At 64.6% G+C, this 22,256-nt stretch carries 16 protein-coding genes and 1 pseudogene; 7 read left to right on the forward strand and 10 right to left on the reverse strand.

All coding sequences use genetic code 11. The features are described 5' to 3' along the window. Window positions 1-47: 47 nt before the first annotated feature. Together FS507_RS12100 and FS507_RS12105 are read left to right on the forward strand one after the other, a co-directional pair. Window positions 48-2,570 (forward strand): acyltransferase family protein, encoded by a 2,523-nt coding sequence (locus FS507_RS12100; RefSeq protein WP_186314672.1) that lies wholly within the window; start codon window positions 48-50, stop codon window positions 2,568-2,570. A 120-nt stretch (window positions 2,571-2,690) separates the two neighbouring features. Further along, complete coding sequence (locus FS507_RS12105; RefSeq protein ID WP_145943034.1) at window positions 2,691-5,231, forward strand: acyltransferase family protein; 2,541 nt, start codon at window positions 2,691-2,693, stop codon at window positions 5,229-5,231. Here the strand turns inward: FS507_RS12105 and FS507_RS12110 are convergent. From FS507_RS12110 to FS507_RS12125, 4 genes are all read right to left on the reverse strand, one after another. Further along, the gene (locus FS507_RS12110) at window positions 5,225-5,971 is read right to left on the reverse strand and encodes a hypothetical protein (protein WP_145943035.1); all 747 of its coding nucleotides are present in this window, start codon (window positions 5,969-5,971) and stop codon (window positions 5,225-5,227) included. The two genes, FS507_RS12105 and FS507_RS12110, sit on opposite strands and share 7 nt — an antisense overlap. Then, entirely contained in the window at window positions 5,964-6,677 is a 714-nt protein-coding gene (locus tag FS507_RS12115) for a class I SAM-dependent methyltransferase (RefSeq protein ID WP_260853384.1), read from the reverse strand. Before FS507_RS12115 ends, FS507_RS12110 begins: the two co-directional genes overlap by 8 nt. A 201-nt stretch (window positions 6,678-6,878) precedes the next feature. Next, window positions 6,879-8,624 (reverse strand): RNA-binding domain-containing protein, encoded by a 1,746-nt coding sequence (locus FS507_RS12120; protein ID WP_145943036.1) that lies wholly within the window; start codon window positions 8,622-8,624, stop codon window positions 6,879-6,881. A gap of 159 nt (window positions 8,625-8,783) precedes the next feature. Further along, window positions 8,784-10,382 (reverse strand): glycerol-3-phosphate dehydrogenase/oxidase, encoded by a 1,599-nt coding sequence (locus tag FS507_RS12125; RefSeq protein ID WP_145943037.1) that lies wholly within the window; start codon window positions 10,380-10,382, stop codon window positions 8,784-8,786. An 80-nt stretch (window positions 10,383-10,462) separates the two neighbouring features. Between FS507_RS12125 and FS507_RS12130 the strand changes: the two genes are divergently transcribed. Together FS507_RS12130 and FS507_RS12135 are read left to right on the forward strand one after the other, a co-directional pair. Next, the gene (locus FS507_RS12130) at window positions 10,463-12,115 is read left to right on the forward strand and encodes an FAD-binding oxidoreductase (protein ID WP_260853387.1); all 1,653 of its coding nucleotides are present in this window, start codon (window positions 10,463-10,465) and stop codon (window positions 12,113-12,115) included. Beyond that, window positions 12,115-13,068, forward strand: a complete 954-nt coding sequence (locus FS507_RS12135; RefSeq protein ID WP_145943038.1) for a diacylglycerol kinase — start codon at window positions 12,115-12,117, stop codon at window positions 13,066-13,068. Before FS507_RS12130 ends, FS507_RS12135 begins: the two co-directional genes overlap by 1 nt. Window positions 13,069-13,145: 77 nt before the next feature. Here the strand turns inward: FS507_RS12135 and FS507_RS12140 are convergent, their stop codons facing one another. The 3 genes and pseudogenes from FS507_RS12140 to FS507_RS12150 form a co-directional block, all read right to left on the reverse strand. Then, on the reverse strand, window positions 13,146-14,630 hold the full coding sequence (locus FS507_RS12140; protein WP_145943039.1) for a hypothetical protein: 1,485 nt from the start codon (window positions 14,628-14,630) through the stop codon (window positions 13,146-13,148). Window positions 14,631-14,774: 144 nt separating this feature from the next. Then, window positions 14,775-15,685 (reverse strand): annotated as a pseudogene (locus FS507_RS12145) (IS630 family transposase). 50 nt (window positions 15,686-15,735) lie between these two features. Further along, complete coding sequence (locus FS507_RS12150) at window positions 15,736-15,969, reverse strand: hypothetical protein (RefSeq protein WP_145943040.1); 234 nt, start codon at window positions 15,967-15,969, stop codon at window positions 15,736-15,738. Window positions 15,970-16,011: 42 nt separating this feature from the next. Between FS507_RS12150 and FS507_RS12155 the strand changes: the two genes are divergently transcribed. The 3 genes from FS507_RS12155 to ctaD all read left to right on the forward strand — a co-directional run bounded on the left by FS507_RS12155 (window position 16,012) and on the right by ctaD (window position 19,682). Then, window positions 16,012-16,770: an SDR family oxidoreductase gene (locus FS507_RS12155; protein ID WP_145943041.1), complete on the forward strand. Its 759-nt coding sequence runs from the start codon at window positions 16,012-16,014 to the stop codon at window positions 16,768-16,770. Window positions 16,771-16,928: 158 nt separating this feature from the next. Then, window positions 16,929-17,843 (forward strand): LysR family transcriptional regulator, encoded by a 915-nt coding sequence (locus tag FS507_RS12160; RefSeq protein ID WP_145943042.1) that lies wholly within the window; start codon window positions 16,929-16,931, stop codon window positions 17,841-17,843. Between the two features lie 132 nt (window positions 17,844-17,975). After that, the gene (gene ctaD / locus FS507_RS12165; protein WP_440130355.1) at window positions 17,976-19,682 is read left to right on the forward strand and encodes an aa3-type cytochrome oxidase subunit I; all 1,707 of its coding nucleotides are present in this window, start codon (window positions 17,976-17,978) and stop codon (window positions 19,680-19,682) included. A 17-nt stretch (window positions 19,683-19,699) separates the two neighbouring features. On the opposite strand, the gene FS507_RS12170 is transcribed toward ctaD, so the two are convergent. The 3 genes from FS507_RS12170 to FS507_RS12180 all read right to left on the reverse strand — a co-directional run bounded on the left by FS507_RS12170 (window position 19,700) and on the right by FS507_RS12180 (window position 22,109). Further along, entirely contained in the window at window positions 19,700-20,140 is a 441-nt protein-coding gene (locus FS507_RS12170; protein ID WP_145943043.1) for a hypothetical protein, read from the reverse strand. Between the two features lie 83 nt (window positions 20,141-20,223). Further along, a complete protein-coding gene (locus FS507_RS12175) occupies window positions 20,224-21,432 on the reverse strand; it encodes an MFS transporter (protein ID WP_222121427.1) in 1,209 nt (402 codons plus the stop codon). Next, entirely contained in the window at window positions 21,429-22,109 is a 681-nt protein-coding gene (locus FS507_RS12180; protein WP_145943044.1) for a GntR family transcriptional regulator, read from the reverse strand. Before FS507_RS12180 ends, FS507_RS12175 begins: the two co-directional genes overlap by 4 nt. Window positions 22,110-22,256 lie beyond the last annotated feature (147 nt).

The following is a 22,256-nucleotide window of genomic DNA, read 5'->3' on the forward strand; positions in this document are numbered from 1 at the left end:
GTCGTAGGCGGTTATGGGCTGAGAATGGACTTAATATCTAGTCCGACATGAAGTCGACATACCCAGACTCCCGGACCCGGCCGGCGCCCGTCCTCGGTGGACGCCGGTCGGACCGTCGTACCCACCGTCGCGACATCGACGGCCTGCGCGGGCTGGCCATCGCCCTGGTCGTGATCTTCCATGTCTTTGTCGGCAGAGTGTCCGCCGGCGTCGACGTCTTCCTGCTCATCGGCGGCATCTTCTTCTTCGCGCCGCAGATCCGGAACGCCCTGAACCCGGCCGGGCTGACCCCGGTGCAGTCAGTGCTGCGCATCGTCCGGCGGCTCTACCCGGCGCTGCTCACCGTGGTGTCGCTGGTCATGGTGCTCACCCTCGTCATCTACCCGGTCTCCCGGTGGGCGCAGGCCGGCGGCGACGCAGCGTCCTCCCTGCTCTACGTCCAGAATCTGCACCTTGCCGCCGAGGGCAAGGAGTACTCCGCGGTCAACCGTGACGTCAGCCTCTTCCAGCACATCTGGTCGATGTCGGTGCAGATGCAGATCTACCTCGGGTCCCTGCTGGTCGTCGTGGTGTTGGCCGCCCTGCTCCGACACAGAGGCCGTGTGGGCTCCCGGATTCTGCACCGCACGCTGTCTGTGGCCACTCTGCTGAGTTTCATCTACGCCGTGTGGCTGGGGATCCACGACCAGGCGGCGAACTACTACTCGCCGTTGTCCCGGTTCTGGGAGATCGGGTTGGGCGGTCTGTTCGGCATCTGGATGGTCGGCCGCGGTATCCCCTGGGTATGGCGGTGGCTGCGGTGGCCAGCCGGGGTCACCGGCCTGGTCCTCATCATCGCGACCGGTCTCGTCCTGGACGGCGCGTCGCAGTTCCCCGGCCCCTGGACCGCTGTGCCGCTGGCCGGTGCGATGCTCGTCATCGTGGCAGGTACGCCCGTGACCGAGCCCGACGGTGACCGCATCCGCGCAGCCGCGGAAGGCCGCACCATCGCCTCTGTCGGGGTGACCCGCCTGATGGAGGGCCGCCTGTTCCAGTTCCTGGGGAAGACCTCCTACGGGCTGTACCTGTGGCACTGGCCGTTGCTGGTCCTGGCGACCTACCTGTTCTCCGAGTCCGCCGGCACGCAGGGGCAGGGTGAGGGCGAGGGGAGCGGTCTCGCCGGCATCACCGCGACACTCGGGGCCGGACGGGGCGTCGTCGTCGGCACGGGCGTGATCGCCCTGTCACTGCTGTTGGCGTGGGGCACGCACCGGTACGTGGAGACCCCGTTGCGGCAGAAGGGGAAGCCGGAACGTTCCTGGATGCTGTGGGACCGTCGGTACTGGGCCTCCCTGATGCGCTCCCGGGCGAAGATCGTCACAGTGGCGGTACTGGTCGTCGCCAGCGCGGTGGTGCTGTCCTCGGAACGCCTGGTGCAGATGGGCACCGTCCGTCCCACCCTCGTGGCCGGTGTCGACGGTCCTGAATCCGAGGACTACCCGGGCCCGCGGGCCTTCCTGGAGGACATGCCCGTCCCCGACGGCGTCGACGTGCAGCCTGCCCCAGTCTACGAGCCGGAGACCATGCTGCCCGAGATCTCACTCGACGGCTGCCTCGTCGGAGTCGAGGGAGAGGACCTGATCCTCACCCACGACAAAGGTAACTCTGACATTCCCTGCACCTACGGTGACACGGACTCCGACCGCACGATGTACCTCGCGGGCGGGTCACACTCCGAACATTTCCTCCCCGCACTGGACATCATCGGACAGGAGCGGGGCATCAGGATCGTGCCGCTGGTGAAGATGGGGTGCGTCCTCGGCATGAAGATCGAGCGCATGAGCGGCGGGGACTACGAGGAGTGCTACACCTGGCAGCAGAAAGCGCAGGACTACATCCTCGACAACCCGCCGACCGACGGAGTCTTCACGGCCTCGACCCGGCCCACGGCGCGCACCGGTGCCGGGCCAGACCAGGTGCCGGACGGCTATGTCGACACGGTCCGGACGTTCACCGAGGCCGGCATCCACACCTGGGGCGTGCGGGACAACCCCTGGCGGCAGTCCGACGGGACGTTGGGCAACTCGCTGCTGTGCGTCGCGGACGGCGGTGACCCCGACGAGTGCGGACCGTCCGCCGGCGGACTCCTCGAGCGTAACCCCGCCCTCGACGCCTACAGCGGACTGGACATCACCCATATCGACCTCACCGCCGCCTACTGCAGGGACGGCGTCTGCCCGGCGGTCGTCGGCAATGTGCTCGTCTACCGCGACGGGAACCACTTCACGCCGACCTGGGTGACGATGATGGCCCCGGAGGTCGAACGCCAGATGTACGAGCCGGACCCGTCCGAGGAACAGCAACGTGTCGTCTCAGCCGCCGTGCGGGCGACGGACGGGGACGGAACAGGGGCGACGGCCCCGGCATTGGCACCGAAGGACGTGTACCGGTTGCCGAAGCCGCAGGCCCCCGCCACGCCCGAACCCGCGCCACCGGCCGTCGTGGACCCGGGGTGGGGCGGGTCGGGATACGTCGACCCCGGCTGGGGTGATCCTGGCTGGGTCGAACCCGCCTACGCCCCTCCGTACTGACGTTCCTCCGGTCAACCCCGTTCACCTGGGTCGTCGCGCGGCCCCGACACCCCCGTGTAACGCTCCGCGGCCTGGATGTGTTCTGAAACCGGCGTACGGGGCGGTATGCTGTACCGCGCCATGAACTCTTCCACCACGCAGCCAGGGACGAACAGAGCGTCCGCCGGACGTCCCCGGCCGTCGCACCGCCGGGACATTGACGGGCTCCGTGGCCTGGCGATCGCACTGGTCGTCATCTTCCATGTTTTCGTCGGACGCGTCTCATCCGGCGTGGACGTCTTCCTGCTCGTCGGTGGAATCTTCTTCTTCGCCCCGCAGATCCGTAACGCGCTGAACCCGGCGGGGCTCACCGTCCTGCAGTCCTTCCTGCGTATCTTCCGGCGCCTCTACCCGGCGTTGATCACGGTCGTCGGGGTGACCCTCATCCTGGCGGTGGTGGTCTACGCCGAGGTCCGGTGGGTGAACGCGGGCACGGACGCCACGTCGTCCCTGCTCTACGTACAGAACTTCCACCTGGCCAGTGAGGGTCAGGAGTACACGGCGATCAACCGTGACGTCAGTCTGTACCAGCACATCTGGTCGATGTCGGTGCAGATGCAGATCTACGTCGGGTCTCTGCTGGTCATCGCCCTGCTGGCGGCACTGTTCCGCAAGCGGGCGAAGGCCGGGGCCACACTGTTGCACTGGCTGCTCGTCGCCGGCACTCTGGCCAGCTTCGGTTACGCCACCTGGCTCGGCCAGCACGACCAGGCCCTGAACTACTACTCGCCGCTGTCCCGGTTCTGGGAGATCGGTCTGGGCGGACTGTTCGGCATCTGGCTGCTGGGGATCACCATCCCCCGGTCCCTGCGCTGGGTCCGCTGGCCGGCGGGCCTGGTGGGCCTCGTCCTGATCATCGTGACCGGTCTCTACCTCGACGGTGCGGCGCAGTTCCCCGGCCCCTGGACCCTGGTCCCGCTGGCCGGTGCCATGCTGGTCATCTTCGCGGGGAACCCGGAGTCCATGGACGGCGTCTCGGCACCCGCCCCGTCCACCGGTGTCAGCAGGATGCTGGACGGACGGTTCTTCCAGTTCCTGGGCCGCATCTCCTACAGCCTGTACCTGTGGCACTGGCCGCTGCTGACCCTGGCGACCTTCTGGTTCTCCACCTCCACCGCGTCACAGGCCGGTGGACTGCGCGGGATCACGGCCACACTCGGGACGCTGGAGGGAGCGGTCGTCGGTACGGGCGTGATCGTGCTGTCGCTGCTGCTGGCCTGGCTGACGTTGCGTCTGGTGGAGACGCCGCTGCGGCAGAAGTCCAAGCCGCACCGGTCGTGGGTGCTCTTCGACCGCGGTTACTGGCGGGCGTCGCTGCGCTCCCGGGGAAAGGTCGTGGCCACCCTGGTGATCGTCCTGGCCTCCGGGGCGGTGTTCGCCTTCGCGCCGATCGCCCAGGCCCGTATCGACGACCGTGCCCGGGAACTCAGCGTGCAGGACGTCGACCCCGCCGAGTACCCGGGCCCGAACGCGTACCTGCAGGACGCCGACGTCCCCGACGGCCTTCCCGTCCTGCCGGACCCGTCGGACGACGCGCCGATGCTCGCGGACACCCTGAAGGACGGGTGCCTCGCCCACTTCGACCACACCGACCTGGTGCTGACGAAGTGGTTCAACGAGGAGGACGAGCCGTGCGAGTACGGCGACGTCGACTCCGACCGTACGATGTACCTCGTCGGTGGCTCCCACTCCGAGCACTACCTGCCGGCCCTGGAGCTCATCGCCAAGCAGCGCCACTTCAAGATCGTCCCGATCCTCAAGCTGGGCTGTGTGATCGGCATGGACATCCCCAAGTGGGACGGCTCGGACTACCCGGAGTGCCGTGAATGGCAGCAGAAGGCCGAGGACTACATCTTCGAGAATCCGCCGTCGGAGGGCATCTTCATGACGGTCACGCGGCCCACCACCATCGAAGGGGACGGCCCGGACCAGGTGCCGCCGGAGTACGTCGAGATGGTGCGTCGTCTCTCCGACGCCGGTATCCACACCTGGGGTATGCGTGACACCCCCTGGGTCCTGGACTCCCCCGGTGTCCAGGGCAACGCCCGACTGTGCGTCGCCGAAGACCGTGGCGAGGACTGCGGTGTCGATGAGGCGGAGTCGCTGGCCCCGGTGAACCCCGCCCTGGGCGCCTACCGTGGTCTCGACCTGACGAACATCGACGTCACCGACGCGGTGTGCCGGGACGGTCGCTGCCCTGGAGTGGTGGGTAATGTGCTGGTCTACCGCGATGCCCAGCACTTCACCAACCTCTTCGCCGCGATGCTGGCCCCCGAGATCTCCCGCCAGATGTATGACCCGGAGGCGGTGGAGGAGTCCCGCCGGGCCGCCGAGGAGGCGGACGCCATGGCACCTGCGACCCCGGAGGGCGATGTGCAGAAGGATGTCTTCCGTCTGCCGAAACCGGGGGAGGAGGGTGCCGTCGAGGACCCGGGAGCCGACGGCGATGAGCCGGTAGCACCACCTGTGCCGCCTATGCCGGATCCCGCTCCGGTGCCGGACCAGGGTTGGGTAGACCCCGGCTGGGTTGACCCGGGGTACGTTGACCCTGGTTATGTCGATCCGGGCTATGTGGGCCCCGGCTACGTGGATCCGGGATACGGCTACGCGCCGCCCTACTGAGAGTCGGCGTCGTCGCTGTCGTCGCTGCCGTTTCCGTCGCTGGCGTCCATGAGGTCCTGGACGGTGGCGAACTCGTCCAGCCCGTAGCGTTCCAGCAAGCCCTCGGAGCCGTCGGACGGCCAGACGTCGGCACCGGCGACCGGGAGGAAACCCAGGGAGTCTCCGTCGGGCAGGCAGAAGATGACGGTGTCCATTGCGGTCAGGTTGAGCAGAGCGTCCCCCAACAGGTCCGTGGGGAAGAGCGTCACGAGGATGACATCCGCCGGGCCGTCGGCACCGTCCATGGCGGCGTTCGTCTCGCCGTTGCCGTCACTGTTCCCGTCATCGTCGGCGTCTCCGGCGATGAGCGCGGGCAGGGAGGTCCTGATCTCGGGCGTGGACCGGATCCCCTCCAGGTAGGCCTGCGCCAGATTCTGGCGGTGGAGACGCTGGTTGGTGTCCTCGTCCTGCAGGGACCGCACGTACATGGCGGGGGCGGAGCGCGGCATGCCCTCCGGGCTGGCCTCCTGTTCGACCGCCCACTCGGCGTAGCTGCGCATCGCCGGCTTCTCCTCGCCAGACAGGAACTGGAGGTCACGGTTGGCGGCGTACTTCGCCTCGGACAGTTTCTGCGCGCTGCCCGTCATCGGGGCGTTGATTCCGTAGTAGGTCCACTGTGGCGCACTCGTCGGATCGTGGCGGAACACGACCTGGGCCACGGAGGCGGCTGCAGAGTCGGCTGCGGGGTCTGGCTCACTCATCGTCGGCACCCCCGTCGACACCGGACCGTTGGAGGACGGCGACCATGAAGTCGCTGGCGTTCTCACCGTCGTTGAAGGGATGCAGTTCCCAGGAGGAGAACCGCTGGACGGTGCACAGGCCCGCTGCGGCGACATCCTCCTCGAACACCTCGACGGAACGCCCCCGCGACAGGCCGAACCCGACGACGAGCCGCCCGCCCGGGGCCAGCCGGGAGGCCAGGACGCCGAGGGCCTGCCGGTGGGCGGCGTCGGGGATGAAGGCCAGGACGTTCCCGGCGGAGACGATGATGTCGAAAGGACCGGTCGGGACATCGTCGGACGAGGCGAGGTCACCGACATGCCACTCGACACCGGAACCGGCGTAGCGTTCGCGGGCGTACTCGACGAGCTGGGGATCGATGTCGACGGCGGAGACGACGTGCCCGCGTGCGGCGAGACTCACGGCGACACGCCCCGTCCCGGAGCCGGCGTCGAGAATCCGGGCGTGCCGGGAGGCCATCGCGTCGACCAGACGCGCCTCACCGTCGATGTCCTTGCCCTCGTGCTCGAACCCTTCCCACCGGGCGATGTAGCGCTGCGAGTGGGCGGGGTCCGCACCTGTGACGGATGCCCAGGTGGTCGAGGTGCTTCCCGTTGCCTGACTGGACTCGGGTACTGAGGGCACTGACGGTACTGACGGTACTGACATGGGCTGGATCGGACTCATGCTCACCAGTATGCCACCAGGGCCGGACACGTCGACGCAGCATTCGGTGCGACGCAGAAGTTGTTTGAAAGTTGTTCAAACAAATTCCAAACAACTTGGGAAGAACTTCGGGCCCCGCGGACGGCGTTTCAGGAGCGTATTCGCAGGTAAGAGAGTTGTTGGAAGTTGTTTCGAGTTGTTTCGCTTCTGTTCTACCGCAGGTCAGGTGGCAATCCACCGGACGCCGGAGCCGCGTGAGGGGCCGTCCGGGTCCTTGCGGATGACGCCGCTGGCGCTGAGGAAGCGCAGTGTCGTGGTGACTTCGCGCCCGTCGGCACCGGTGGCAGACGCAATCATCCGGTTTGTCAGCGCTTCACCCGATGCGATGTGCTCCTCAATCCATTTCTGGACGGTAGGCACAGCAGGCGGAACCGTCAAGGTGTCGGAAATGAGGTCACGGACCCCGGAACTCAGAGTCCATTCGTCCGGGCGGGCGTCAGTAGTCACAATGAGGCCGGTACTGACGTGATGGGCCATCATCTGCCTGGCTTCGGTGAGTGGGGTCTGGAGCAATGTTGCTGCTGTGGCGGCAGACAGGACGGAATGGTCTGACAGGTAGCGGAAGATGATCACTCCTGTCACGTCATCTGCGAGGCTGGGGCAGACGTCGATGCGTACCTTGTTCACCGCGCGGATGAACTGCTCGTCCGGATTTTCGGCGTAGAAGGACACGGTGACGAGATAGTCGTCGGATTCCACGACGGGTGCGGGGCGTCCGGTGGTCAGCATGGCCAGCCACATCCGGTCGAATCCGGCAGAAGAATGCTCGACCAGCCCCAGGATTCTCATGGCGTTCATCAGTGACGGGTTCCGCGGTCTCGACGGCGTGGTCAGGAGCCGGTCTCTGCTGACACCGGGGGGAAGTCCGCCGGGTGAGGAGACCTTCAGGGTGAGGGCGGCGTGGTCGACGAGTACAGGTTCGGTGAGTGCCCAGTCCCGGTGGACAAGGGCATTTGTTATCGCTTCATCGACGGCCTGTGCCGGAAACGTGGGTACCGACGCTTCCTGTCCGAGTCCCAGGTCGACGCGCGCGATCTCGGTGTCGGAATGAGTGCGTACCAGTTCGTGCAGTCGGCGGGCGGACAGAATGAGCGGATCCCTGAGATCCGTGATCGTGGGTTGGCCGAGCGGGGAGTTCCTGTAGAAGTACCGGGCGAGGGGCCGGTCACCGGTGCGACGGTGGAAAAGGATCTCTGCCGCGTACTTGGGGGAGCCGTCTGAAGCTACAAGGTCGAGTACCCTGAGCAGGTCCATGGCCGTGTGGGGTGGGGTGCCGCTGTGGCCGGTCGCTTGTCTGGTTGCGCTGAGGTAGCTACGAGCCTGGCCGAGTGCATCAGGGTCGAGGTCCTCTGGTGAGAGGCCGGTCGGACGGGCGGTGTAATCGGGGTTGGTCCGTTCGTGTTCGAGGCGTCGGCGTGTCTCGCCTTCCAGCGGCTGGCAGCTGGAACCGACCCGATGGGTGGCGGCACCGTTCCTTCGCGAGTACACGGTGAGCCCCTCAGGGACCCGGAAGACGATGATCCGCGTCGAGAAACGTTCGGTCTCCCACGCTTCTACACGGAGAGGTGGACGCGTGTTGTCCAGGATCTTTTTCGTGAGGTACCCGGGGTCGCGGTCTGTTCCGGTGAAGGCTTCAGGGCCGGGAGTCTTGTCGGCGACTCCGAAGATGATGTATCCGTCACCCGCAGTGCCGTTGGCGAAGCAGATTGCCTCGTCGATGAGGACTTCGATGGCACGCGCATCAGAATTGCCTCGAGGCTGGTAGGACGGGCCTTTGCGGAGGTGTACGCGGTCTGGGTCTTCCTTGAAATCCAGGGTCGCTGATTCGAGGGCATCACCGATTCCTCCCTGGTGAATCGCGGTGAGTGCAGCGTCGACGGTGTCGGGCAGCTGGAGGAACGGTGCCATGAGGTCGAGGGTAGCGGATGAGACAAGTTGTTTGGAAGTTGTTCAAACAACTTCCAAACAACTTGGGAAGAACTCCGGGCCCCGCGGACGGCGTTTTCAGGAGCATATTCGCAGGTAAGAGAGTTGTTTGAAGTTGTTTCGAGTTGTTCGGACGTTGTGTCACCTCACCGCGTCGAGGATCTCCTGTGCTGTCGCCAGGCAGGCCTCCCGGTCGGCGTCGACCAGGCCGATGCGGGAACGGCGGTCGATGAGATCCTCCACGGTCAGTGCGCCCTCGTGGGTGACGTGCCAGGCGAACTCCGCGCGGACGGTGTCGATCCCCGGAGCGACCGGCTCCAGTGGCCGGTCCACCGGGCAGGTCCGCAGGACGGCCGGGGCTTCATGGCCGAAGCGGTCGACCATCGAGGTCGGTAGTCCGGCGAGGTCACTGGAGCGTACGTCCTCGACACCGGGAGCACCGGGAGCCCCCACGAGGGGAAGCGACGTCGTGACGCACGGGCCAGGGGTGGAGCCGGTGTCGCGGAGCTTCTCGGCGACGAGGTCCACGGTCTGCTCCGCCATGAGCCGGTACTCGGTGAGCTTCCCGCCTGTCACGGTGATGAAGGTGGCGTCCTCGCCCTCACCGGTGAGGATGACGTGCTCGCGGGAGAGGTCGGCGGTGGATCCCTCCGCCGAGTCATTGAACTGCACCAGGGGGCGCAGTCCGGCGAAGGCACCGAGGACGTCGTCGGTCGTGAGGTCCACGGCGAGGGCCTGGTTGACGACCTCGAGAATCCACTGCACGTCGGAGTCCGGGGCCTCCGGGACGTCCGGGATGGTGTCGGTCCCGAGGTCCTCGTCGGTGATGCCGATGTAGCAGCGTCCGAGTTGTTCGGGGAGGATGAAACAGAACCGGCTGCTGTGGCCGGGGACCGGCACGGTCAGTGCACCGGTCGGGTTGCCGACCGCGGCGGCGTCGATGACCAGGTGGGTGCCGCGGGACGGACGCACCGTGACCTGCGGGTCGAGATGCCCCGCCCAGACGCCGGTGGCGTTGACCACGGCGCCGGCGGTGACGGTGACCGGCGACGATGTGGCGTCCAGGTCGTCCTGCAGGACGACCCTGTCCCCGTGGGCCTCCACGGCACGGCAGTGGGTGAGCACCCGGGCGCCGTATCCGGCGGCGGTACGCACCAGGGCAGTGACCAGGCGGGCGTCGTCGACGAGCTGGCCGTCATGGTTGACGTAGCCGAAGCGCAGGTCGGAGGTGTCGACTGCCGGGCAGAGTTCAGTGACCCGCTGTCGGCTGACGGTCCGCGACGGCGGCAGCGTGCTCGACGGGGTGCGTGCGGCGATGCGCAGCGCGTCGCCGGCGATGAACCCGACCCGTGGCGCCGTCTTCTGCCCGCGGGTGTAGCGGTCCTGCACCGGCACCACCTGGGTGACCGCGTGGGTGAGGTGCGGCGCAGTGGTGCCCATGAGGATGCCGCGTTCCAGGGCAGAGCGTCGTGCGATGCCGACATTGCCGGTGGCGAGATAGCGCAGCCCACCGTGGGCGAGCTTGGACGACCAGCGCGACGTGCCGAAGGCGATGTCGTGGGCGTCGACGATCAGGACGTCCAGACCGCGGGTCGCGGCGTCAAGGGCGACTCCGGCACCGGTGACGCCGGCGCCGATGACGACCAGGTCGACGTGGGTGGTGCCGTTGCGGAGGCCGTCGAGCTCGTGGGCACGGCGGGTGGCGTTGAGTCTGGCGGCGTCGGCGTTGAAATGCGGCATGGTGTCGAGCATATGCGGTGGATAAGACGGAAGCTGCGGTTTCCCGATCAGATGCGGCTCCACCGGGTATCTTTTCAGACATGAACACTGTGAGCTCTGTCCCCGTGCCGCCGATGAAGTTCAACCTGTGGGGCACCGTCGACGAAGCGAAGCCGCTGGGTGATTCGACACGGTCCATGCTCGGGACGCTGATGGGAGTGCGGGAGGAGGCTGGCGCCACGGCCGCGAAGGACCTCCCCGTCGATGCCGTCACGCTGAGTCCCGTCCGGCTGTCGGAGACCGACCTCCGGGCCTTCGCCGATATCGTCGGTGAGTCCCGCGTGTCCGTCGACGACGACCAGCGCGCGCCCCGTGCCCGCGGCAAGTCGTCGCTTGACCTGCTGGAATGGCGTGCCGGACGCTCACACGTCATCTCCGCACCGGACGCCGTCCTCGCGCCGGGGACCGACGGTGAGGTGCTGGCGATCCTGGAGTTCTGCTCGGCCGAAGGCATCGCCGTGGTCCCGTTCGGTGGCGGCACCTCCGTCGTCGGCGGATTGACCCCGACCGACACCGACGGGACACGTACCTTCCGCGCCGTGGTGAGCCTGGACCTCGCCCGCTTCGACGAGTTGACGGATGTCGACGTCGAATCCGGTCTCGCGACCCTCGGTGCCGGTCTGACCGGACCGGCGGCCGAGCTGCTGCTCGCCGAACATAGGCTGCAGATCGGCCACTACCCGCAGTCCTTCCCCTACGCGACCATCGGCGGCTACGCGGTGACCCGCTCCTCCGGGCAGAACTCCGCCGGGTACGGACGTTTCGACGACATGGTGCGTGAACTCACCATGGTCACCCCGGTCGGTGTGATGACCGTCGGGCATGCCTCGCCGGCGTCCGCCGCCGGCCCTGACCTGCGTGAGCTCGTGATGGGCTCGGAGGGCACCTTCGGCGTGGTCACCCGGGTCCGCCTGCGTGTCCACCCGGTTCCCCAGGTCAAGCGCTACGAGGCCTTCACCTTCCCAGACTTCACCACGGGCGTGGCCGCACTGCGCGCGGTGAAGCAGACCGGGACGGGGCCGACGGTGATCCGCCTGTCCGACGAGATCGAGTCGTCGATCAACCTCTCCTCCGGGGACAAGGCCGGCGAATCCAGCGCACCGCCCGGATGCATGTGCATCACCATGTACGAAGGCACCGGGGAACACACGGCGTCCCGTCACAAGGAGACCCGCGACCTGCTGCTCTCCATGGGGGCGACCAGCGTGGGGGAGGACCCCGCCCGCCACTGGGAGCAGGGACGGTTCAACGCCCCGGTGCTGCGCGACTCCCTGCTGGACTCCGGCGCGCTGTGCGAAACCCTGGAGACCTGCACCGACTGGTCGAACGTCCCCCGGTTGAAGAAGGCCGTCGGTGATGCGCTGGCCGAGACCCTGAACACCTCGGGCACGATGGCGCTGATCATGTGCCACGTCTCCCACGTCTACGCCGAGGGCTGCTCGCTGTACTTCACCATCGTCGCCGCGCAGAAGGGGGACCCGGTGGCGCAGTGGCGCACCGCGAAGACCGCGGTGACCAGGGCACTCACCGAGAACGGCGGGACAGTCACCCACCACCACGCCGTCGGCGCAGACCACCGACCCTTCATGTCGGCGGAGATCGGGGAACTCGGAGTCGAGATCCTGCGGACGGTGAAGAACAAGCTGGACCCGGCGGGCATCATGAACCCCGGAACCCTGATCGGAGCATCCTGATGAACACCTACGAGGTCGGGCACGTCGACCTGAAGCGCGTCGCCCTGCTGACCAACCCCCACGCGGGCAAAGGAGGCGCCGGGACGGCTGCCGAGGTCGCCCGGGACCGTTTCGCCGACCACGGCATCGACGTGGTCAGTATCCAGGGGGCCTCGCCCGAGGGGGCCCGCGAGCTGGCCGGACGCATGGTCGCCGAGGAGGAGATCGACGCGCTGGTGGTGTGCGGCGGTGACGGACTGATCAACCTCGCACTGCAGGAACAGGCAGGGTCGTCCACCCCGTTGGGCATCATCCCGGCCGGCACCGGCAACGACCATGCGCGCGAGTACGGAATCCCGACCCACCCGCGCCGCGCGGCGGATATCGTCGCCCGGGGGTTCTGCACCACCACGGACCTGGGACGGATGCGCAACGACGCCGGTGAGGAGCACTGGTTCGGCACCATCGCCTGTGCCGGCTTCGACTCGCTGGTCTCTGACCGGACCAACCGCATCACGTGGCCGAAGGGGCAGATGCGCTACAACATCTCCATCGTCGCGGAGTTCCTCAACTTCCACTCGATCCCCACCCGGCTGGTACTGGACCCGGGGACGGCGGACGAGAAGGTGATCGAGGAGAACATGACCCTGGTCGCGATGGGCAACACGAAGAGCTACGGCGGCGGCATGCTCATCTGCCCCGACGCCGACCATCACGACGGCATCCTGGACATCACCGTGCTGGAACGGATGGGCCGGACGAAGGCGGCCCTGAAGTTCATCAAGATCTTCGACGGCAGCTTCGTGGAGGAGAAGGGGGTGCACACCTACCGGGCGAAGAAGGTGCGCATCGAGATGACCGACCGTGGCGGCCAGCAGATCAACGGCTATGCCGACGGCGACATGTTCGCACCCCTGCCGATGGACGTGGAGGTCGTCCCGGGGGCGGGACGGTACCTGGTGCCGCGTCCGTAGGCGGGGTGTGTTCAAGAAAGAATATTCGGGTACATGGCCATGTGACAGCTGGGGTAGGCGCGACGGTAGGTAGAGCTCTATTTACCATCCGAGAGATCGGGAAAAATTTTCCTCCATGAATCTACAACAATCCCATTCTTCTTAGTCTGCGAAGGCGCAATATTTCCAATATGCAAAGCCTGGAAACTTTTGTCTTTCATCAATTCTACGATTATCTGGTTGACGTCATCACCGTGGGTGATGAGCTCTTCGAGATCTCGAATACTCGCCAGTGTTAGAGGGTGTCGCCTGGAACTGGGCTCGTCCTCTCTGTAATTATCGGAGATAAAGGCTCCGCCACTGGCTTCAAGATAGCCCTCCCATAGGGGAAAAGGCTCTGCTGTGATGATGAGACCCAAGAAGGCTCTGTCCTTTGGAATTTTTCCATACTCCGGAACGTCATTTATTATAGAATCCAAAGACCTCGATATCTGCAATCTAGCCTTATCGATCGTCCGGCCTAAGTTTTGTACTGTTTCATCTTTGCCCATCCGTGCTTCTCTATTCATTCTCGTCGATTTAACTTCGACAAGAATAACTAGATCGGGAAAGATGACAAACCAGTCTACACTCTTCTCTCTACCGGCTTTCCGATCGATACAGATCTCAGGGTATACCAGGGCGTTAGGGATTTGCTGAAGTTGTTGCCCGACGTATAGTTCGAAAAGACTTCCGAGATCATCGGCGAAAGCGCTTCCAAACTTGCGTACCCCCTTGTAGAATATTCCTTCCGGTGTGATCGATCGGAGTATATATTCGGGGACTGGGCAAATGGGAGGTGTACTACCCAGATCTACGAAGGGTGACGAAATTAGTGGGTTATAGTCAAAACGCTCATCGCAGTAGTCGTGGCCAGTGACGAGTTTAAAGTCTTTCCGCATTGAATGTATATCGGACGTCATGCTTTCTAGCAAGTCCGCAGTGCACTTGACCGAGAACTTCTCGCGCACACTTGCAAAGTTATCCTGAGTGAGCCATCGAACGTCGAATATTCCCATATTGTTCAGTACGCCGACGTAAATGAGGAAAGCCGACGAGATGACGGTTGTTAGCGCATGCCCATCAAATATCTCTCTCATCGCCGCATCGTCAATGATCTTTGTTTTAGCCCGTCTGGGCCCATCAACAAATATTGAGTATGAGCGGCATAGGTCGTAGAATGTTGAGTGTGAAAAAGGCACCTGTTCAAAGGCGTAACCGGTGAGAAGTTTTACAGGAAACCAGATATCGTCAATGTCTTCATGGGTGACATCGTGTACCGTTTTGAATCTCTCCATCAATCCACGTAGCTCAAACAATGTAGCAGGCTTTGACCTGAGTTCGTTCCCGCTTAAGATGGATTCCCTCGCTGCAGCAGCTAGCCCCCATGGTGGCAAGGTGTGAATATAGGAATCTCGGTCATCGATTTTAGCCGTATCTGCAGAAGTGGCGGCTATTAGAGGAAGAAGTTCACTGGGTTTAAAGGCGCGACAGGATTGGCGAAAATCCGTGTATTTTATACTCTCGGTCGGGTAGAATGGCATCCTGATAATCTTCCAATTAGTTCTATTCCGGTGTGGTGTTGTCGTCGTATTTATGAAGTGCCGTTTTATTACCGTGTGCTAAGATTCGTGTTTTATAGTTGAGTGTATCGATGACGCTTTCGTGCTTTATTGTCCGTACCCGGTCTAGCGTTTCGTTTCTGAAGTTGTTTGACGGTTCGCTTTTGTTAGGATTTCGTCAGCCGTTTTCGTCCATACGAACGGGTGCTTGCGTTTGTTCCGCCCGGTGATAAACGCCCGGATCTTGGCATTCAGGTCCTTGACCGAGGTGAACACGCCCGGTTTGATCGCCTATCGGTCGATGGTGCCAAACCACACTTCCACTAGGTTCAACCGGGATCCGGATGTCGGGTGAAGTGCACGTGGAAGCGGGGGTATGCTGCCGGCGAGGCGCGTACTTCGGTTCTTTTGTGGGTGGCGTAGTTGTCCATCACCAGGTGCAACTCAGTCTCAGGGTAGGCCCGGTCGATCTGGCGCAGGAAGCTCAGGAACTCGCTGCGGCGGTGCTTCGGTTTCACCGCCCCGGTTACCTGCCCAGTGGCGACCTCCAGTGCGGCGAACAGGGTGGTCGTACCGTGACGCTTGTAATCATGAGTGTGTCTTTCGGCATCGCCGATCCGCATCGGCAACATCGGGGCGGTGCGGTCGAGTGCTTGGATCTGGGACTTCTCGTCGATACACAATACGATCGCGTTGTCCAGCGGCGCCAGATACAGCCTGACAACATCGGTGACTTTGGCAACCAGTTCCGGGTCGGTGGAGAACTTGAACGTCTCGGCCTTCCAGGGCTGTACCCCGTAGGTCCGCCAGGCCCGCGATACCGGCCTCGCGGTAGCGGTTGCGCCACTTCCACACCGAGGTCGTGGTAGTGCTGGCAGCCTCGGCGATATGCGCATTGGCCATCCCCTCGGCGGCCACAGGATGATCCGTGCGCGCTGCACCAGCCCGGCTTTGAGGGGTGTCGGCCGGACCCAGGACTCGAGTGTGTCTCGGTCACCGCCACGCAGGTTCAAGGCTGGTGCGGGGTTGGTGGGCATGGTTTACCCTCCTACACCTTAAATAATCTAAGAACTAACGACACGAGAAATTAGTGGGCGGCCGGGACTCCGGCAGCGACTTTCGCGGCGTCGATGCCGTTGGTCCGGGTCAGGGAGTACCGCGTGGGGGCGGGAGCAGCAGGGGATGCCGCCTGTGAACCGTTCTCGGCACCTTTCTTCTTCCCGCTGGATCCGGTGAGCTTCCGGATCACCTTCGCCGCGACCACGGGGTGATCGATCTGGGCACGGGTGACGCGGGCGTTGAGCATGTTCGGGAGCCTCATAACCGGTGATTCTATGTCACCGGAACGGCTATTCTCGGGCATATGACCAATAAGACAGACAGTTCAGCACGCCGCCTCGCCATCGTGACCGGTGCCTCCGCCGGCATCGGTGAGGCCACCGCCGTCGCCCTCGCCGCCGACGGGTGGGACGTCGTCCTCGCAGCCCGACGTCCCGAGAAGCTCCGGGAGGTGGCCGGGCGTATTGCGTGCGACGCCCCGGACGCGACGGCCCACGTGGTGGAGGTCGACGTCACCGACCGGGTCAGCGTTGACGCGCTGGCATCCACCGTCCATGACCTGGGCGGTGCTGACCTGCTGGTCAACAATGCCGGTGGAGCCCGAGGGCTGGACCCGGTGCTGGACGGGGACGTCGACGACTGGCGGTGGATGTACGAGGCCAACGTGATCGGTACGCTCCAGGTCACCCAGGCTCTCTTCCCCGAGCTCACTCGCACGGCTGCGCCGCAGGTCATCAACGTGGTTTCCATCGCAGGGAGGGGAGCCTACCGTGGCGGAGCAGGCTACAACGCCGCGAAGTTCGGGGAGACCGCACTGTCCGATGTGATGCGTATGGAGTTCGCGGAGAAAGGGGTGCGTGTCTGCCAGATCGACCCGGGACGGGTGGCGACGGACTTCAGCCTCAACCGGTTCAAGGGTGACGAGGAACGGGCACAGCAGGTCTACGAAGGCGTTCTGAACCTGACGGCCCAGGACATCGCAGAGACCATCCGGTGGGTGGCGGACCGTCCGGTGCACATGGACGTGGACACCGTCATGATCCGGCCGACTGACCAGGCGTAACCGTCGCTGACGGCGGGGCGCGTCCTGCCGGCGGTGCGGTGCAGGGCCGGATCGCGGGACGGTGAGACGTCCGTCACCGGTGCTGCTTATGCTGATATCACTGTTGTTTATGGACAATGTTTTATGGTGCAGGTCAGCGGTCATAGGATGAAAACATCATGAATGCCAGACTCACACTTGAATCTCTGCGCTATGCCGACGCGGTGGCGGACACGGGATCATTCAGCTCAGCCGCGCGTCGTTTCGGGGTCACCCAACCGGCATTGTCCATCAGCATCGCCAAACTCGAGGAGCATCTTGGCGGACGCATCTTCCTCCGTAACCCCAGGGGGACGTCGCCGACGGCGTTCGGAGCTGCGATGCTGCCCCGCATCAAGCAGATCATCACCGACGTGACCCGGATGGAAGTCGAGGCGGAGTCCTTCACGTCCAGCCGGTCCGGCACCGTGCGGGTGGGGATCTCCCCGAAGATCGACAAGACCATCGTCGGTCAGCTCAAAGACGCCATCCACGGCCCGAACGCCCTGGCCACCGGCCACGACGTGATGTTGCTGGAGGCGGAACTGGAACCGCTGGAGGAGTTCCTGCAGGCGGGGAGCCTCGAGATGATCATCGTCCCGGCACTCGGATCCCTGCCCGGGTACAGCCACCGCCTGATCGATTCCGACTACCTGGTGCTGGTGGACCCGACGGACGGGGGAGCAGGCCAGACGATCACCGTCGACGAACTCGCCGAACGCGAGCTGATCCTGTGCCGCCACGGCTGTGGAATCACCCGCATGGTCTCCGACATGTTCGCCGAGGCCGGGCGGCCGATGAAACGTGCGGAGATGGAGGTCACCCACTGCAGTGCCCTGCCTGGCTGGGCCGACAAAGGCATGGGGTCAGTCGTTCTTCCGGAGCGGCACGTCAAGGAGGGGATGGCCTCACGTCGCATCGTCCGGGACGACGGGACGCAGGTCGAGATGTTCTACGAGCTGGTGTGGGATCCGGGGTCGGCGAGTGCCGTCTACCTGGACTCCCTCGCGAAGTACCTCACCACCGTGTCGCCGTGGTCACATAAGAACAAGTGATTACCCCATAAGGTTTACGGCCTCACCAGCTAAAACGCGCCAAACCTATAGTCGGTTTACCGACACCGTGTGACGGCACCGGCTGACGACCGGGCAAGAGTCCGCCACCGACGCTTCAGGAGGTTTGGACCGTTGACTGCCGTAACCCCATCCGAGAAGAAGAACACCCCTCACCTCCGGCCCGAGAGCCGGCCCCATGGTGGCCGATCCCGTAAAGGTGGCCACGCATGGACGCTGCTGACCACGACCGACCACAAGCAGCTCGGCATCATGTACATCGTGATGGCCTTCCTCTTCTTCTTCATCGGCGGCCTCATGGCGCTGCTGATCCGTGTGGAGCTGTTCCACCCCGGTCTGCAGTTCCTGTCCAATGAGCAGTTCAACCAGCTGTTCACCATGCACGGCACGATCATGCTGCTGCTGTTCGGCAGCCCCCTGGTGTTCGGGTTCGCGAACTACGTGATGCCCCTGCAGATCGGTGCACCGGACGTGGCCTTCCCCCGGCTGAATGCGCTGGGGTTCTGGCTGACCACATGGGGCGGCATCATCATGTTGTCCGGGTTCATGACACCGGGTGGCGCGGCGGACTTCGGCTGGACGATGTACATGCCGCTGGCCGACGCCATCCACTCGCCGGGCGTGGGTTCGCACCTGTGGATCATCGGTGTCGGTGTCGGCGGCGTGGGGACGATCGCTTCCGCAGTCAACATGATCACCACGATCCTGTGCCTGCGTGCCCCGGGTATGACGATGTTCCGCATGCCGATCTTCACCTGGAACATCCTGGTCATGTCACTGCTGGTGTTGCTGATCTTCCCGCTGCTGACCGCTGCCGCGCTCGGCGTGCTCTACGACCGGATCCTCGGTGGCCACATCTACGATCCGGCCAACGGTGGTGCGATCCTGTGGCAGCACCTGTTCTGGTTCTTCGGCCACCCCGAGGTCTACGTGCTGGCCCTGCCGTTCTTCGGTATCGTCTCGGAGATCTTCCCGGTGTTCTCCCGCAAGCCGATGTTCGGCTACGTCGGTCTGGTGTTCGCCACCCTGTCGATCGCCGCACTGTCGTTGGCGGTGTGGGCGCACCACATGTTCGTCACTGGTGCGGTTTTATTGCCGTTCTTCAGTTTCATGACCTTCCTGATCGCGGTGCCGACCGGGATGAAGTTCTTCAACTGGTTGGGCACGATGTGGAAGGGGCGGATCACCTTCGAGACGCCGATGATCTTCGCGGTCGGTTTCTTCGCGACCTTCCTGTTCGGTGGTCTGACCGGTGTGATGCTGGCGTCGCCGGCGCTTGACTTCCAGTTGTCGGACTCCTACTTCGTGGTCGCCCACTTCCACTACACCTTGTTCGGCACCCTGGTGTTCGCGTCTTACGCCGGTGTGTACTTCTGGTTCCCGAAGATGACCGGCCGCATGCTGGACGAGAAGCTGGGCAAGATCCACTTCTGGCTGACCTTCATCGGCTTCCACACCACCTTCCTGGTGCAGCACTGGCTCGGCAACATGGGGATGCCCCGTCGTTATGCCGATTACCTTGACTCCGACGGGTTCACCCTGTTGAACCAGGTGTCCACGATCGGCGCACTGCTGTTGGGCGTTTCGGTGCTTCCCTTCGTGTGGAACGTGTTCAAGTCGTGGCGCTACGGTGAGGTCGTCACCGTCGATGATCCGTGGGGTTACGGCAATTCGCTGGAGTGGGCCACCTCCTGCCCGCCGCCGCGGCACAACTTCACCTCGATGCCGAAGATCCGGTCGGAGCGTCCTGCGTTCGAGCTGCACCACCCGCACATGGTGAAGACGGCCCGCGAGGAAGCCCACGTGGGGCGCCACTTCTAGCGGGGGTTCTTCCCGAGTCAGCGGATCAGTGCGAGGATCTGGGTGATCCAGCCCTTCTCGATGAGGAAGAGCACGGTCTTCAGGGCGGCCGGATTATCGGCGAGGAAAGAGAACACTGCGATGATGTCGCTGATGCTCACACCGGCACCCTGCAGTGCCATGAAGATGGTGATGATGTCGCCCACGCTCACGCCGGCATCGAGCAGTGCGGTGACGACAGTGACGGCAGCGCCGATCTCGCCACCGCCGATGCTGCCCAGGCTTCCGAGGGCGTCGAAAGGCCCGGCCTTCTCGCCGTTCAGGCTGCTGACCAGATCCGCGGGCAGCGAAGAGTCGGCAGAGGTGCCTGCGTCCTGTGAGGAGTCGGCGACGGCCGTGGGCGCGAAGACGAGGGCGGGGGTGACGACGACGGCGGCGATGCCGGCCTTGAGGCGGCGAGAGACAGGTGAGAGGGTCATGGCCCGTACTTTCTGCTGGTGAAGTGGTTGGCTTAGAACCATAGCAGTGCAGTGTAGGGGCCGTCTATGGAACGGGTGACCGGCTACTTCCTCCGGGACGAAAGTCCCGTGGCGACGAGGGCCGCACATACGAGGCAACACGCGGCCACGACGACCAGGGCCTGTGCGTAGTCCGAACCGCCGGTGAGTGCCGCCAATACGGTCGGCAGGAGGAAGCCCAGGTAGGCGACCGAATAGTAGATGCCCGTCATTGCGGCAAGCTCCTGTGGGGTGGCCAGGGCCTGCGACAGGAGGAGGCCGGCGACCAGGCAGACACCGAAGGAACCGCCGAGGACGACTGCGGCGACGAACGCCAGGACAAGGCTTCCCACGGCCGCGGTCACGGCGGCCAGGACCAGACCGATGAAGAGGCACACGAGCCCGACCGGGAGCGCCCGGCCGCGCGTCACCCGGTTGAGCCAGCTGACTCCGGGTTGTGTGGCGGACCCTGTCCCCAACGTGAGGACAGTGAGGACGGTGGCGAAGATGGTGGTGTGATCGCCGAGACTCTCCTCGAAAACTGTCGGAAGTACTGCGTAAGCGATGCCCGCCGCAGCGAAGACCCATGGTGCCGCGGGGACGAGGACACGGAGGAACGGGCGCCGCGACGACCGTGAGACGGTCAGATCGTGCCACCAGGGGTGGGCGTCGTGTGATACCTGCGGTGGCACCGTTTCGGGGCAGCGCATGGTCGGGAGCAGTGCCAGGAGGCACAGTAGGACGTGCAGCACATAAGGCGTCTGGGCGGGCCATGGTCCCCACTGGGCCAGTGCGCCGGTGACACCTGCCCCGATCGCGAAACCGAGTGTGAGGGAGAGGGAGGAACGCTGGGCCCCGGCGGTGATCTTCGCGTCCGGGTCGTGGTCTCGTCCGGACAGCTCCTTGATCCAGCTTGAGCCGACGGACATGCCCACTCCGACCCCGACGCCGGCGAAGAGCCGGCCGATGCACAGGACGGTGAAGGAGCTCATGCCGCAGGCCAGGATGACACTGCCCACGGCAGCGGCAACCAGGCCGGAGAGTGTCACTGTCCTGCGTCCGTGGCGGTCGGACAGGGCTGCGGCGACAAGGAGTCCGGGGATGAGCCCGAAAACGTACATGCCCAGCAGGAGATTCGACTGCCACGGGGCGTACCCGCCCACCGTTTCGTAGAGGTGGAGCAGGGGAGTGAAGTGGTTGCCGCCCCAGGCGAGCAGGAACACTGCCGGGACGGGGAGCATCCACAGGCGGTTCGGGGGCACATCCGGACTCATGGGGCGACCTCGTAATGGCCGTGCCACCCCGTGAGGTGTGCCTGGATGAGTTCCTCGAAGCGGTGGACGTCTCCCTGTCGGACAGCATCGGCCAGCGTCGCGTGTTCGTCGATGACGGGCTGGAGGTTGCCTGTCATGGCGCGGATGGCCAGGAAGGTCAGTCGGGCGAGCCGTGGGGCGAGCAGGCCGGATATTTCGGTGACGATGCGGTTGTCGTCGAAGTGGATGATGTGCGAGTGGAACGTGAAGTCCAGTGCGGCGAAGCTGTCGGGGGACGCGGCGTTCGCTTGTTGCTGGTCGACGGTGTCATCCAGCCGTGCGGCCAACGCGGTGCGTTCATCGGGGTTCTCCGCGATGCGTCGGACGATGTCAGTCTCGAGCATGGAGCGTACGGTGAGGAGCTCGCGGCGCTCGCGCGCGGTCGGGACGGTGACGGTGGCGCCTTTCTTCGGGGCGATTCTGACCAGTCCCCAGGCCTCGAGCCGGAGCATCGCCTCGCGCACGGGGGTGCGGCTCACTCCGCGCTGAGTAGCCACCTCCACCTCGGTGAGGTTGTGGCCTGCCTCGATTGTTCCCTTGATGATCTCGTCGGCGAGTTCCTCGGCGACCCGTCCGGCAATCGAGCGTTCCGGGGTGCCCGGTGCCCACACCGGCGGACCTTCCTTTCCATGATGCATGCATCAAAGAATACATCATGTGCTAAAGGATATGCGGTGAGGGTGGGGCAAGGGCAGGGGCAGTCGCGTCGGGGTTGGCCGCACTGGCGTAGATGATGGTTGGTGTGGGAGCCGGTGTGACCCCCTAAGTGGCTGACCCCGAGCCGA

This window comes from Corynebacterium glyciniphilum AJ 3170, assembly GCF_007673095.1.
Lineage (GTDB): Bacteria > Actinomycetota > Actinomycetes > Mycobacteriales > Mycobacteriaceae > Corynebacterium.